The 14606-nt window shown below is 61.6% G+C and carries 11 protein-coding genes; 4 read left to right on the top strand and 7 right to left on the bottom strand.

Features of this window, described 5'->3' with window-relative positions; genetic code table 11:
* Nucleotides 1-210: 210 nt before the first annotated feature.
* Nucleotides 211-1173, bottom strand: coding sequence for a glycosyltransferase family 9 protein (locus PLL20_09830; GenBank protein HPD30283.1), 963 nt, complete (start codon nucleotides 1171-1173; stop codon nucleotides 211-213).
* 9 nt (nucleotides 1174-1182) lie between these two features.
* A complete protein-coding gene (mnmA, locus tag PLL20_09835) occupies nucleotides 1183-2292 on the bottom strand; it encodes a tRNA 2-thiouridine(34) synthase MnmA (GenBank protein HPD30284.1) in 1110 nt (369 codons plus the stop codon).
* A 110-nt stretch (nucleotides 2293-2402) separates the two neighbouring features.
* Here mnmA and PLL20_09840 point away from each other — a divergent pair, with 110 nt between their 5' ends.
* Both PLL20_09840 and PLL20_09845 read left to right on the top strand, forming a co-directional pair.
* Nucleotides 2403-2804: a secondary thiamine-phosphate synthase enzyme YjbQ gene (locus PLL20_09840; GenBank protein ID HPD30285.1), complete on the top strand. Its 402-nt coding sequence runs from the start codon at nucleotides 2403-2405 to the stop codon at nucleotides 2802-2804.
* A 178-nt stretch (nucleotides 2805-2982) separates the two neighbouring features.
* Nucleotides 2983-4326, top strand: coding sequence for a 3-isopropylmalate dehydratase large subunit (locus tag PLL20_09845; GenBank protein HPD30286.1), 1344 nt, complete (start codon nucleotides 2983-2985; stop codon nucleotides 4324-4326).
* 161 nt (nucleotides 4327-4487) lie between these two features.
* Here the strand turns inward: PLL20_09845 and PLL20_09850 are convergent, their stop codons facing one another.
* The 5 genes from PLL20_09850 to PLL20_09870 form a co-directional block, all read right to left on the bottom strand.
* The gene (locus PLL20_09850) at nucleotides 4488-6056 is read right to left on the bottom strand and encodes a sialate O-acetylesterase (GenBank protein HPD30287.1); all 1569 of its coding nucleotides are present in this window, start codon (nucleotides 6054-6056) and stop codon (nucleotides 4488-4490) included.
* Nucleotides 6057-6144: 88 nt separating this feature from the next.
* Nucleotides 6145-6885, bottom strand: a complete 741-nt coding sequence (locus tag PLL20_09855; GenBank protein ID HPD30288.1) for a ThuA domain-containing protein — start codon at nucleotides 6883-6885, stop codon at nucleotides 6145-6147.
* Nucleotides 6886-6954: 69 nt separating this feature from the next.
* On the bottom strand, nucleotides 6955-8256 hold the full coding sequence (locus tag PLL20_09860; protein HPD30289.1) for an NAD(P)/FAD-dependent oxidoreductase: 1302 nt from the start codon (nucleotides 8254-8256) through the stop codon (nucleotides 6955-6957).
* A gap of 14 nt (nucleotides 8257-8270) precedes the next feature.
* Nucleotides 8271-9098: a 2-oxoacid:ferredoxin oxidoreductase subunit beta gene (locus PLL20_09865; GenBank protein HPD30290.1), complete on the bottom strand. Its 828-nt coding sequence runs from the start codon at nucleotides 9096-9098 to the stop codon at nucleotides 8271-8273.
* Nucleotides 9098-10795 (bottom strand): 2-oxoacid:acceptor oxidoreductase subunit alpha, encoded by a 1698-nt coding sequence (locus PLL20_09870; protein HPD30291.1) that lies wholly within the window; start codon nucleotides 10793-10795, stop codon nucleotides 9098-9100. The genes PLL20_09865 and PLL20_09870 overlap by 1 nt, the downstream gene beginning before the upstream one ends.
* 425 nt (nucleotides 10796-11220) lie before the next feature.
* Here PLL20_09870 and PLL20_09875 point away from each other — a divergent pair, with 425 nt between their 5' ends.
* Together PLL20_09875 and PLL20_09880 are read left to right on the top strand one after the other, a co-directional pair.
* Nucleotides 11221-13410, top strand: coding sequence for a CHASE domain-containing protein (locus PLL20_09875; GenBank protein ID HPD30292.1), 2190 nt, complete (start codon nucleotides 11221-11223; stop codon nucleotides 13408-13410).
* Nucleotides 13411-13510: 100 nt separating this feature from the next.
* Nucleotides 13511-14578 (top strand): response regulator, encoded by a 1068-nt coding sequence (locus PLL20_09880; protein ID HPD30293.1) that lies wholly within the window; start codon nucleotides 13511-13513, stop codon nucleotides 14576-14578.
* Nucleotides 14579-14606 lie beyond the last annotated feature (28 nt).

A 14606-nucleotide genomic window follows, 5' to 3' on the forward strand; every position in this document is an offset into this window, starting at 1 on the left:
CAGCCAGACGATCCTGGCCACCCCGTCGCTGACCATCTCAGCCCAACCCGGAACGTACCACCTGACCCTGACGGCCCCAAACTCCACGGACCCAACTCACGTGACCTTCCCCGCCTCGGCCAGCCACTCGTTGCAGATTGCGGTTGACTGGCAGTAGCCACATGGGTGCCATGTGTTAACACCCCTTGGCTTATGGGTTGTCATGAGACTTCATGAAAGCTGTGCCAAGCGGGCGTGAACGGCCGCGATCACGGCGGTGGCGGGTACCGCGTCGATGGCCATGCCCGGCTGAGGCGTGGCCACTGGGCAGACGTGGGTACCAAGAGGTCGCCACACGGCCGGGTCCGTCGGGCCGTAGATGGCGACCGTGGGGATACCCATGGCCGCGGCCACGTGGGTCATCCCGGCGTCATTGCCCAAGTACAGATCGGCGGCCGCGATGTGGCCTACAGCTTTCACGAAGTCTTCCTCGATCAGCAGGACCTCATTTTGACCGTCGCATCGCTGGCGGAGCGACTTGACCGAAACCGCATCAGACTCGCACTCAGCAGGCCCCAGCATCCACTTGACGCGGCAGTCCTGCAGCTTGTCGGCTACCGCCATGAAGCGATCGAGCGGCCAGCACTTCGCATCGCCGCCGCTGCCGGGATGTATGATCACATTGGAGCGGTTGTCATCGGTCGATTCGGCGGGCAAATCCATGCGAATAGCAGGCGGTTCCAGTTCGGTGAGCTCGAACCCTGCGCCGGCGACGTCACTTGCCCACTGCACGGTGATGTGTCGACGTTGGTCGAGAGTCTCCGCAGACGGTCGGGGATCGAGCGAGATCACCCGGGCTTGCGTTGCCTCTCGGAGAGCATTGTGGACCGGCCCCTCCGGAGGCCCGAGGAAGCTGAGGATATAGCTTGCATCCGCCAGAAGCTCTCGCAGCCGTCGATCTGCAGCGGCCCCCTCGCCGAACAGTGTGTGAAGGCCCACCTGATCGGGAAACAGCCGCTGGTTGATGATGCTCCGCCCGGCCGCGAGCCCCGCCGAAGACGCGGACGCAATTGCTACAACGCGAGCCGCCCGAACCCTGGCGGCTGTGGCTTGAACGATCGACAACGCCAGAACGAAATCGCCGATCGCGCCCTGATGCAGGAAGACAAGCGTGGGAACACCAGGCGATTGCACCGTGTCTGTCTACTCCAGGTCAATCCAGCCGCCGCCGAGGACGACGTCGCCGTCGTAGAATACCGCTGCCTGCCCCGGCGTGATCGCGTATTGAGGCTCGCGAAATCGAATACGCACACAATCGGCCCCGATCGGCTCGACAACCGCCCGGGCTGCCTTGTGGGTATAACGAATTTGGACGTCCGCTTCGATGATCTCGGTCGGCGGATCGATCAGCCAATGCACCTTGGATGCTCGCAGTTCGCTCCGGGCAAGCTCCTCCCGGGGGCCGATGGTCACCGTATCGCTGGCCGCGTCGATGGCCGTGACGTAGACCGGCTTTCCCATGGCCAAGCGAAGGCCCCGCCGTTGGCCGATCGTGAAATTCACGATTCCATCGTGCCGGCCGAGTTCACGCCCCGATCGATCCACAATACGGCCGGGCCGGAAAGCATCGGGCCGACGATCCCGAATCAACCGAGCATAGTCTCGATCAGGTACGAAACAGATGTCCTGAGACTCCCGCTTATCGAAAAGGGGCAGCCCACGCTTGCGGGCATAGTCCCGGACCCGCTCCTTGGTCATCTCCCCGATCGGCAGCATCACCCGTGGCAGAATCCCGCGATCGAGCTGAAAAAGCGCATATGACTGGTCCTTGTCCGTGTCCACACCCCGGCACAACCGCGCTTGACCGGCATGTTGAACAATCCGGGCATAGTGGCCGGTTGCAATGAAATCAGCGTCCGCCGCACGCCCGTACTCGGCCAACCGGCCAAACTTGAGCTGATCATTGCACAGAATGCACGGATTGGGCGTGCGGCCGCGAACGTACTCGGCAACGAAGTGGTCGATTATGCTTTCGAAGCTCTCTTTGAAGTCCAGGGCGTAGAAGGGAATGCCCAGCCGGCCGGCGACGTCACGGGCGTCAGCAGCATCCGCGGCGCTGCAGCAGCCTCGGAACGGCCGGTTCGATGTCGCTTCATCCGCCGGGCACGCCGGCTCATCCAAAACCGCCTTGACGCCCGTCCGCATGAAAAGGCCGATGACCTCGTAGCCTTGCTCCAGGAGCAGGCAGGCGGCGACACTCGAATCGACGCCCCCGCTCATGGCAACGACGACTTTGCCTTTTCGGTCAGTCATCTCCAACTCTCAATTCCTCGGCTCTCCCCTCGACGGCTCGTTCAGTATAGTATGTCGGCACGGGTGTACATAGATGCCCTGTGGATACGGGACCTCCTTGGAGGAATAAGATGATTCAGACTATTACCGTGACGACCGGCGAGCGCTGCCAGCTCGTGGACGTGACCTCGAAGGTGCAGAAGGCTGTCCGTGAGACTCGTCTGAGCAGCGGCTACGTCATCTGCTACGTGCCTCACACCACGGCCGGCATCACCATTCAGGAGAATGCCGACCCCGACGTGATTCATGATTTCCTCTGGAAACTGGCTGATCTGGTGCCGCACGTGGAAGCATCCTACCGGCATGGTGAGGGCAACAGCGATGCCCACATCAAGGCCTCGCTGGTGGGAGCCTCGCAGACGATCCTGGTCGAAGACGGTAGTCTCGTTCTTGGTACGTGGCAGGGAATCTACTTCTGCGAGTTCGATGGTCCTCGCCAGAGAAAACTGCACATCAGATGTGTCGCAGGGTAGCAACCTCTGGGGTCTCGGCTTGTTGACGCGGCAGCCCGAGAAAGATCTGCGATTGTCTCAAGGGTCCGCCCCTGCTAGAATCCATGGCCATGAGAGGATTTACGGCAGGTCAGTTCGCCGGTGCTCCGGGTCTCGGGGCAGCAACGAGTCGGCAGCGGCCTGTGACGAGGTGAACGCGATGGGCATGACGATGACGGAGAAGATTTTGGCCCGACACGCCGGCAGGAATTCAGTGACCGCCGGCGAGAACGTCTGGGTCAACGTCGACGTGCTGATGACACACGACGTCTGCGGGCCGGGCACAATCGGCGTCTTCTATGAGCATTTCGGGAGGAACGCCAAGGTGTGGGACCCGTCCAGGGTGGTGATCATTCCCGACCACTACATCTTCACGGCCGACAGCAAGGCACACCGCAATATCGATATCCTTCGGTCCTTCGTGAAGGAACAGGGCATCAAGTATTACTACGACCCCGACTTCATCCAGGGCGAGGGCATGCCCAGCCCGTACAAGGACCCAACCAAGACAAACTACAAGGGTGTGTGCCATATTGCCCTGCCTGAAGAGGGGCATACTCGGCCCGGCGAGGTGCTGCTGGGAACCGATTCGCACACCTGCACGGCCGGGGCATTCGGCGAATTCGCCACCGGCATCGGCAACACCGACGCCGGCTTCGTGTTGGGCACCGGCAAGCTGTGGCTTAAGGTGCCGCCCACCATGCGCTTCGTCTTCGACGGCGATTTGCCGTCGTATCTCATGGCCAAGGACATGATCTTGACCGTGATTGGCGACATCGGTGTTGACGGTGCCACCTACCGGGCCATGGAGTTCTCCGGTGGGGGGGTAATGGGCCTTAATATCGAGGAACGTACCACCTTGTGCAACATGGCCATCGAGGCCGGCGGAAAGAACGGAATCGTGCCCGTCGATGAGGTCACCGCCGACTTCGTCCGCGCACGCACCGACAAACCTTGGCAAGCCGTCGAAAACGACAAGGACGCGAAGTTCTGCTACGAGAAGGTTTTCAGGATGAAAGACCTCGAGCCGACCGTCGCCAAGCCGCACTCGCCCGACAATCGCGACCTGGCTCGCAACCTCAAGGGCACCAAGGTTGACCGTGTCTATATCGGCAGTTGCACCGGCGGCAAGATCACTGATTTCCGGGCGGCCGCGAAGATCATCAAGGGCCGCGAAGTCAAGGTGCCGACTTTCATCGTACCGGCCACCACCGAGGTCCACGCCAAAATGCGCGAGGAGAAGATCGACGGCATGACGCTTGAGCAGATCTTCATCAACGCCGGCTGTGCGATGGGACCGGCCTCGTGTGCCGCCTGTCTGGGCGGCCCCGGCGACACCTTCGGCCGGGCCAACGAGGCCATCCGCGTCCTCTCGACAACCAACCGCAATTTCCCCGGACGAATGGGCTCCAAGGACGCTCAGGTCTTCCTCGCCAGCCCCTACACCGCCGCCGCTACGGCGGTCAGCGGGACGATTACCGACCCGCGGGAGTTCCTTGGGTAACTCACCGCGAGGTCGAGACTGCGGAATGGGCCCCGGGCAGTTGATGCGAGATACCAGGGGCTCGTGCCCCTGGCCATACAGATACGCCCCATTCTGGGCATGAAAAGGACCGGCTGCACGGCCGACCGCGACACCGGCCGCTACGATTTTGCGGCGTGATGCTACTTCCCTGCCGTCACCATCGGCCAGTCATCGGTTCTGAACGGCGAGGCCGGAAGATCGGCCTTGTTCCAGAGGTTGACCACCGGAAAGTTGGCCCAGCCGTAGCGGACGGCCGCCGGCTCGGCGACCTCGGGGCTGGAGACCACCACCGTATTGCCCACGATCTCGGCCTGAGCGTCGACGAACTTCTGATCGGAGCTCGCGATGGTGAAGCCCTTAAGCGGCCCGCCCTTGGCGACCAGGCCGCCGCCGGTGTGTGTGAAGCTGATGACGATCTTGCTGCCGTCGCGTTTCATGTCTTTGTAGATCGGGCCGGAGTATTCTATCCTCTCGCCATAGCCGAGCGCCCTGGCGGCCAGGGCCAGCCGAGCGCCGACCGGCTGCTTGAGCTTGGGATGGATGTCTTTTTCTTCGCCGACGTCGGTGATGACCGCCATGGCGGTGTTCGGGACGTTGAGCATCGTCAGCAATTGCGCTTCCCGGAGTTCCGGCCAAGTGCCCGGTGGCGGATTGGCCGGCTCCCTCTGGTAGGGAGCCAGTTGAACGAACAGGAAGGGAAAATCGCCCAGTCCCCAATCCTTGCGCCAGTTCCGGATCATGGTCGAGAACAGCGTGCGGTACTGAGTTGCTCGCCCGGCATTCGATTCGCCCTGATACCATATGGCCCCTTTGATGCCGAAGGGCAACAGCGGGTGGATCATCGCGTTGTACAAACCCGCCGGACGGTGCGGGCTTGTTCGAGGGTCGCCGGGGAAGTCGAGCTTTGGCGGCGGGGCGATGGGTTTGCCTGCGGCCTCGGCGGAATCGGCCGATTTCAACCACTCACGGACGGCTTTGCCGTAGGCGGCGATGTGAGCCTCGATCGCGGCCGGGTACTCCTTAAAGCGCGCGTCCCACGAATCGAGGATCGACTTGAAGGCCGGCTCGCCCTCCAGCACCGCCATGCTGGTCCATGCTTCAGCCGGAGTACCGCCCCACGAGGTGTTGATCAGGCCAACCGGAACCTTGATCGCCTTGTGCAATTCGCGCCCGAAGAAGTACGCGACGGCGGAAAAGTCTCCAACGGTCTGGGGACTGCAGACGCTCCAGCTCCCCTGCACGTCGGTCTGAGGTTTTCCGGCCACGACGCGCGACACGGTGAACAGACGAATATTGGGGTAATTCGCCTCGGCGATTTCCTTCTCGGCATTGGTCGATGCCCGCACCGGCCATTGCATGTTCGACTGACCGGAGGCGACCCACACTTCACCCACCGCCATATTCTTGAAGCTGATGGTGTTATCCCCGGAAATGGTCATGGTCAGGGCGTCGCCTGCTTTCATCGCCTCCAGCCTGACCGACCACCTGCCCTCACCATCGGCAACAACGGAAGCTTCCTGTGTACTCAGCTTCACGGTGACTTTCTCACCGGCTTTGGCCGTACCCCACACGTTGATGGGCACTCCTTGCTGCACAACCATGTTGTCGCTGAACAGAGCATGGGGTTTGACCTCCGCCCAGGCGAAAGAGCTCCACAAAAACAAAACGGCTGGCAGGGCGAGGCGGCAGTTGGTGATACGCTTTGACATGGATCTTCCTCTTCTCGTTTGACGACGGTCGTCAACCATGTTCAACGCATGCCTGACGACAACAATGCCACGCGGCAGAAGGCCCGGCTCAATGACTATCCTTTTGTGCGACCCATTCAGTGCCGCGCTGCAACAGCCGCACGAAGTCCGGGTTGCGGCAGTCCTTAGCGGTGTGGCCGAGCATGATGCTGAACACTCGCCCCTTTCCGTACTCCAGTGTCCAGGCCAGCGGCTCGGTCCGTTTGCTCCAATCTGAGTAGGCCTCCATCAGCACGTGAACGGGAGCGTCGCCGACGAGCTTGGCATAGAGTTCGTCGTCGGCATCAAAATCGCTGGTCCCCTGCGTGATGAAGTGGTCCGGATCCGTGATCTTGACCTTGAACGGCCCGCGCGGCCCGTGACCGGAGCCGTCCGTCCAGATCCGGCCCACGAGGTTGCGGTATTCCGGCCAGTCGCCGAACGCCCGGACCGAAAAGTGATAACAAACCAGGCCCTTGCCGTCTCTTACGAACTTGAGCAGGTTTTCCTTCGCCTTGTTCGTGATACTCGGCCGCTGCCAGTTGTAATAGTTGATCAGAATCACGTCGTATCCATCAAGAGCTGAAGACTCGAGCACCAACGGTTCCTCCGACACGACCACCTCGAACTTCTTGGTCTGCTCAAGGTGCTCGCGAAGGACCGGCGTGGTCTCGCGCCAGTTGTGAGCGGGGACGTCACGTCCGGTGATGATCAGGATACGAGCAAGTCGAGTCTCAGCAGGTTGAGTGGCGGGCTGCCCGGGAAGAAGCAGACCGGCCGTGATCCATAGAATGCTGGCAAAAGAGTTCATGTGCGTCTCCTCGATGAACATGATGGCCGATTCCGAGAAACCCCGCCACAGGCGGCATCGTGCGGTTCGTCAGTGATGACGTCCTGAGTGCGCCGAAACCTCGGCCCGCGGCAACGCGGCATTGTCTACGGTCAGGCCCCTCGCTGCAACCCAAGCGCTGGACCAGGCCCATTGAAGATTGAACCCGCCCACTCGGCCGGTCACGTCCAGTACCTCGCCGGCCAGAAACAGACCCGGGCAGATGCGGGACTCCATCGTTGCGGGGTTGACCTCCTTCAAGGGCACACCGCCGGCCGTCACCTCGGCGTGCTCGTAACCGCGACTGTCCACAACCGGCAGGGGCCATGCAACCAGCGCGCTTCGAACGTGGCGACGAGTGTCCCTGGAAAGATGCGCCATCGCCGTTGTTCCATCTACGTCGAGTCCGTGCAAAACCGCTTCGGCCAGGCGAGCCGGCATTCGGGACGAAAGAGCTCTGTGAAAGCTCATTCTCGGATGGTTGCTGGCAAGCCGGATCAGCCACTGCTCGAGTGAGGCGGCCGTCTCGCCCGGCAAGAGATTCACCGTCACCTCAACTCTGAGCCCTTCCAGCTTGCCTCGAAGCCAGTGCCCGGAGATGTCCAGGACGGCCGGTCCGCTGACTCCAAAATGCGTCCACAACAGCGAACCTGCTGTCTTGACGCGCTTGCCGTCGACCACAAGCGTCAGCTCGACGTCGTGGCTGATCCCGATGAGGCCGCGGTGAAACCCTCCGGCCAGCACCAGTGGCACCAGGGCAGGCGTTGGGGGAATGATGGTATGCCCGCAAGACCGCGCCAACTCATAGCCGCTGCCGTCGCTCCCCGTACTCGGGTATGAGCATCCCCCCGTCGTCAGCAAAATGCGTGGCGCGGTGAAAGTGCTCTCAGATGTTGAGACGACAAAGGCATTTGAGCTTTGTTCGATCCGTTTGACTTTCTGCCTCGTAAGAATCTTCAAGCCCGACGATTCGACGCGGCCGAGCAAAGCGTTTCGGACGGCATGGGCGCCGCCGTGTTGCGGGAACAGCTTGCCGCCTTCTTCTTCGTGCAGCAGGACGCCAAGACTCCTGAAGAATTCGATTGTCTGCGTCACGGTGAAAGCCCCAAGCACCTTCTTGATGGCATGAGGGTTCGAGCCGCTGAAATCCTGCGGCGTCACCGTCCGGTTGGTGAGGTTGCACCGCCGGCCACCCGTGAGCAGAAGCTTGGAACCAGGCCTCGATGTGCCTTCCAAGAGCACGATACGCGACTCGCGATGCTGTTCGGCCGCCATGACCGCTGCCGCCAGACCGGCCGCGCCCGCTCCGATGATCAGAACATCCGCTCCGTGGTCCGAAGGATCCTTGGGCATGGGTGAATCGGTTGTCAATAGTATCGCTGCATGCTCTCTGACAGCGCCTGCGGCCTGGGTGTTCCGTCGTGTTGCGGGAAGGTCAGCACCGGCCGACTGCACTTGAAAATGACGCCGATCATGATTCGTTCCTGCCATTCGTAAGCCAGCCGCATGGCCGCCTGCCAGTCTGTCGGATCATGGTCGGGTGGAACCTCCTGGCATCGCTTCTTGTACCAGGCGAAGGTGTTGACCTTGTTGAAAGTGACACAGGGTTGCAGGATGTCCACCAGCGCGAAGCCCGGGTAGTTCATGGCCTGCACGATCATCTCGGTCAGGTGGTCCTGCATACCGCTGAAGCTCCGGGCCACGAAGCCCGCCCGCAGAGCAACGGCCGTCGCGATGGGATTGAAAGGCGCGACCTTGACGCCGTCAGGCTGCGTCTTGGTGACGAAGCCCAGATCCGAGGTCGGGCTCGCTTGTCCTTTGGTCAACCCGTAAACCTGGTTTGTGTGCACCAGCACGGTCAAATCGACGTTTCGGCGAATCGCCGCCAGAAAGTGGTTTCCGCCCTCGCCGTACGTGCAGCCGTCGCCGCTCTCAACGATAACCCTGCAACTGGGCTTGGCTAGCTTGATACCTGTCGCGGCGGCAAGGGCCCGACCGTGAAGACCGTTGAATACATTGCAGTTCAGATAGTGGGGTGCCTTGGCCGCCTGCCCGATACCCGATACGAAAACCACCTCGTGTGGGGCCACGTTTTCGCGCACCAAAGCCTGCTTCACCGCCTTCAGAATGCCGAAGTTGCCGCATCCCGGGCACCACGCGGTCTCGAACTCGCCATAATCCTCAATCCGAACCATCACGTGCACTCCAATGCCTCAAGCTCGCGAAGAATGTACTCGGGGGTGATCGGCAGCCCGTCGTATCGAAGAATGCGCCGGCTGATATGGAATCCGGTCTCTCGGCGGATCAGCCGGGCGAACTGGGCCGTCGCATTGCTCTCGATACACACGACCTGTCCGGCCTTCTCCAACTGAGGAACGAACAAGTCGCCAACCAGCGGCCAAACCTGTGAGAAATGCAGCGTGCCGACGCTCTGCCCCCTGCCGCGAAGAACCGCCGCAGCCTCTTCCATCGAGCCCTTTGTGGATCCCCAGCCGACCAGCAGCAGGTCGGGCGAATCGTCACCGGTGTGACCCGGCCGCACAACCTCACCGCAGATGCCGCGTCCCTTCCTGAGCCGCTTGTCAACCATCCGAACCCGAATACCCAAATCCTCGGTCAGATGCCCTTCCTCATCGTGCTCATCACTATCGGCGATCACCAAGTGAGGGGTCTCACAAGGAACCAGTCGAGGCGAGACGCCCGCGTCGGTTATCGCGTATCGCTTGTAGGGACCGGGCACGTCGGCCGACGCGATGAGCGGGGCAACAGTCTGAAGGTTGGCGGCGTCGAATGGCTCGGCGGATCGCAACGAGTCCGCCAGAAACTGGTCGGTCAGTACGAACATGGGACCCTGGTACTTCTCGGACAACTCAAAGGCCTTCCGCGTCAGATGGAAACACTCCTCGACGTCACCCGGAGCAAATAGGGCCCGTGGGAACTCGCCATGACCGGAATGAAGCACGAATTCCAGATCGGCCTGCTCGGTTCGCGTGGGTAGCCCGGTCGCGGGACCGGGTCGTTGCGCGACAACCACAACGACGGGTGTCTCCGTCATCGCCGCCAGGCTCACGCCCTCGACCATCAACGCAAAACCCCCGCCCGAAGTGGACACCATGCTTGGCGCCCCCGCATACGAAGCTCCGATCGCCATGTTGATTGCGGCGATCTCATCTTCCGCCTGCTCGACCATAACGCCCACATGCTTGGCGTGAGTGATCATTGCTTGCATGATCGAACTGCCGGGAGTCATGGGGTAGTACGAGCAGAATCGAACCCCGGCCGATATCGCTCCCGCCGCAAGCGCCTCGTTTCCGTCCATCAGCATCCGTCGCGAGCGGTTGCGCGCCGACGGCGGACCAAGTTTGGGAAAGCCGTTCTGCCCAACCCATTCGTATGCATCGGTCAGCACTTTCTGGTTGGCTTCGGTCAGTTCAGGGTGCTTTGTCCCCAGAACGTCGTTCACCGTTTGCCCCATCAGCGTCCGCTCCAGACCCAACAAAGCGGCAGCAACCCCTGTGGCGGCCATCGTGAACATCCGTTTGTCGGCCAGCTCCTTGAACGGAACGGCAACGCACGAATCAGACTCGGCCGCCCCGTGCGCCGTATCGACAATCATGCGACCTCGCGCCGTCATCTGTCCTTGATGAATCCCGACCGTGTCGCCGGTCAGCGCCAGGAGCAGATCCACAGTTTCTCTCGGGGCAATCACCGGACGCGGAGCGCAACGGATTGCGAACGTGTTGTGCCCGCCGCGAATTCGCGACTCATAACTCTGGGTTACCAACACCCCAAGGCCGCTGCGCATCAAGGCCTTCGCCAAAATGGTGCCCGCGGTGACCAAGCCTTGTCCCGCTTCTCCACCGATAAGGATGCTGAAATCGTCCGACGTCATGCGATCTCTCTTCTTGCCCGCGTGGTAAGGGACGGCCATCCTGCCGGTTTAATCATGGGCCGAAAGGCCGTCCCAGACTTTCCCGAGAATTACTCTTGCCGACTGACCATTGTAGGGTGCCTGACGGTTCGGGCAAAGCGCAACCGGCCATCCCGTCTGGTACGAAACCGACGCTTCCGCGGCGTGGCGGACTGGGTCGGTGAGGCTCGTACACACCCGGACGCCCTTGGCGGCTGGGATTCCACGACGCCCCTCGTTATGATGATGTCTGATCGACATCGTCACCACGCGGCAGTCATTCGGCGAGGCCCAATCGAATGCACACGGCTGCACATCCTGCTCCGTCCGGCAGAATCAGGACAGGCTCCCTGGCAATCGCGTTGTCCGTTGTCATCGGTTCTCTCGTGTCCGTAAGTCTGTTCCTGATGACCAGATCGTGGGAACGGCAGTGGATGGAGGGGGAACTTGCGGAACTGGCGGGAGATCGAGCCTCTGATGTCGAACGCGAATTCTCGCACTGCGTCGGCCAGGTACGACTGGTCGCCACTTACTTCGCGAGCTCGGAACATGTCACGCCGGTCGAGTTTCGGACGTATGTTTCCAGGTTGACTCAAGGGCTGGGCCAAGGCTTGTTGCTGCAATGGGTTCCCTACGTCCGGCAGGCGGAACGCGCCGCCTATCAAGACCGGGCTCGCGCGGAGGGCCGTCAGGATTTCGAGTTCAAGGATCTCGACGCGGCGGGACAACTCATTGTCGCGGCTGACCGGCCTGAGTACTTCCCGATCTACTACGAATACCCCGAAAACCGCGTTCCTTCGTTTCTCGGGCTCGATCTGTCAACGGATGCTGACAAGCTGGCCCTGTTCCGGAAGGCATGCGACGCGGGTGAGGTCATTGTCCTGTCCCGTGGCTCACACCTGCCGCAAAGCTCCGATGATCCCTCGTTCCTGGTCATTGTCCCGGTCTTTCACACGCCTGGCCGGAGCGATCTCCCCGAATCGCACCGGCAGAGCTTGACGGGACTGGTGATCGGTGTTCTGCGAGTCCAGGATTATCTTAATCGGGCCCTGCGGCCTTCAGGACCTCGCGGTGTCATCGTCCGGATTGCCGACTCGCCTGAACCGGGAACATCCTTGTCGTGCTGGTTGTACGAAGCCCCCGGAGAATCGGTGCGCGAGGTTGCCCCGTCGGCTTTTCGCGAAACACTTTCAACTTCGTGCAGCCAAAGCCGGTCCGTTCAAATCGGCGATCGACAATGGCTTGTCACCTGTCTATCCACGCCCGCCTTTGAGGCCGCACGTCAACGCGTTACTCAGTGGATCCTTTTGATTCTCGGCTTGGCCATAACCGGGCTTGTCGCAGGCCATTTCCGCAGGACAAGGGACTACACGCAAGGCCTGATGGAGGTCAATGAACGCCTCGTTCGAGAGATCGGCGAACGCGAGAGAATCGCAAGCAGCCTCAAAGAGAACGAGCGGTTCTTGTCCATACTGCTGGCCAATCTGCCGGGTATGGTGTATCGGTGTCGCAACGACCGCAACTGGACCATGGTATTCGTCAGCGAGGGCTGTGTCTCCTTGACCGGCTACCTGCCGGCCGATCTGCTCGAAAACGCCAAAACGTCCTACGCGGAAGTGATTCACCCCGAGGATCGGTTGCAGGTTTGGGACAAGGTGCAGGCCGCGCTGGCCGAAGGAACCGAGTTCGAACTGACCTACAGAATAAGAACCGCCGGCGGCGATGAGAAATGGGTCTGGGAGCGAGGACGCGGGGTGTTCTCGGCCGAGGGGGAATTGATGTTCCTTGAGGGGTTCGTGGCTGACATCACCGAGCAGAAGCGCGCCCAGGACGAATTGGCCCGTTATCGCGAGAATCTCGAGGCACGCGTCGCTGAGCGGACCCGCCAGCTCGATGAGTCTAAAGAGCAACTCCGCCGCTCGGAACGCCTTGCCTCCCTCGGTACGTTTGCGGCCGGTATCGCCCACGAAATCAACAACCCCGTAGGCACGATGCTGCTTGCGGCCGAGAACGCCCTCGAACTCCGCAAAATGCCCGGGTCCGAGGCCGTGGTCGATGACTGCCTCAGAGGAATCGTCTCCGAAGCCCGCCGCTGCGGAGCGGTGATCCAGGGCGTGCTTCAGTTTGCTCGCCGGGAACAGGCCCCCAAGACCCCGACATCCATCGAAGCCGTCATTCGCAGGTCGGTCGAGATGATCGCTCCCCAGGCACAGCGACAGGAAGCAACTGTCAGTGTTCATCTGGGCGCGGACCTCCCGCAAATCTCACTCAATGCTCTTCAAATGGAGCAGGTCTTCGTCAATCTGCTGAGGAATGCGTTGGAAGCGGGAGGTAAGGGTGTCAAGCTGGAGGTGCGGGCCGATGTGGCCGACGACCGACTCCGAGTCACGGTGAGCGACAACGGCCCGGGAATCCCAAGAGATCATTTGCCTAGGGTTTTCGACCCCTTTTTCACCACCCGACGAGAACGTGGCGGGACAGGGCTTGGCTTGAGTCTGGCGCATGCTATCATTGTGGACCACGACGGGCAGATCTCCGTGAACAGCCGGCCCGGCGGCGGCACGACCTTTACGATCGACCTGCCCTTGCGATCATGATTCTAGCGGTTCGCGACTCTCACTGCCTGGGCGGGCATCGCCGCCGGCCCGTGGGGAACCTGCCCAAGACGGCGGCGGACGGCGGCATTCGGGGGCTCCCATGGCCAGGATTTTGATTGTTGAAGATGAGGAAGGCTTTCGCAGGCAACTGGATATCGGCCTGTCCGCCCTGGGCCATGAGATACGCTGCGCATCGAATGGACGAGAAGGCGTGGACGTGGGGGCGCGTTTTCGGCCCGACCTGCTGGTGACTGACTGGATGCTGAAGGACGACATTCACGGCCTGCATGTCATTCAGGTCCTGCGGGCGGTTCTGACGGATCTCAGGGCCATCCTGATCACCGGCTTTGCCTCGACCGAGCTTCGTCAGAACGTCGACTCAAGCGGCATCGCCCAATTCATCGAGAAGCCTTTCACGTTGGAGCAAATCCGCAAGGCGGTTGAGAACGCTCTCACGGGGCCGTATCAGACCGGCCGGCGGGCAACGCTGGCAGTCGTCGAGATCACAACCGGTGGCGGGATTCGCCACGCCAACGACGCCGCCCTCGATCTCTTTGACGAGACCGAGAAGGGGCGGGGCGCTCGCAACTTCTCTGAGCTCTTCCCGGCCGGAGCTGCGCCGGACCTCGACCAGGCCCTCGATGACTGGAAGGTCGCTCACCCCGTGGCCGATCGCAGAATCGCCTGGCACCTCCGTACCCAGGAACCGGACGAGCACGGCAGCCGGCTTGTGATCCTCCGGCGCGGCGATGGTCCGCAATATGTCGGGCTTCCCCTGATCGAAATGCTCCTCGGCGTCGTCTCGCCGCGGGGCACACAGTGGCCGTTCGATGGGCGCGTTGTCATCATCGAGGCCGACGCAACCACGCGCAAATGGCTCGTTACGACCATCGAGAACGTCGGCGCCGGGTGCTATGCGGTCGAGTCGGTTGACCAGGCCGTCCGACTGCTTGGCACCGACGAGGGACTCCAGTTTGCCGTGCTCGACTACAACACGGCCGGACCCGACCCGTCCGACGCGATCGAACAAATGCGAGCGGTCAGGCCCGACGTCATCCTGATCGGTAGCAGCATCGATGACCGACGCGAAGCCTTTGCCTGTCTGGGCGTGACGCTGTTCCTGCAACAGCCGTGGCGGGCTGCCGACCTGATCAACCTGCTGACCTGACGAATAAGACGGCCTTCGGCCGCGAGTC

The organism is Phycisphaerae bacterium (genome assembly GCA_035384605.1).
GTDB lineage: Bacteria > Planctomycetota > Phycisphaerae > UBA1845 > PWPN01 > JAUCQB01.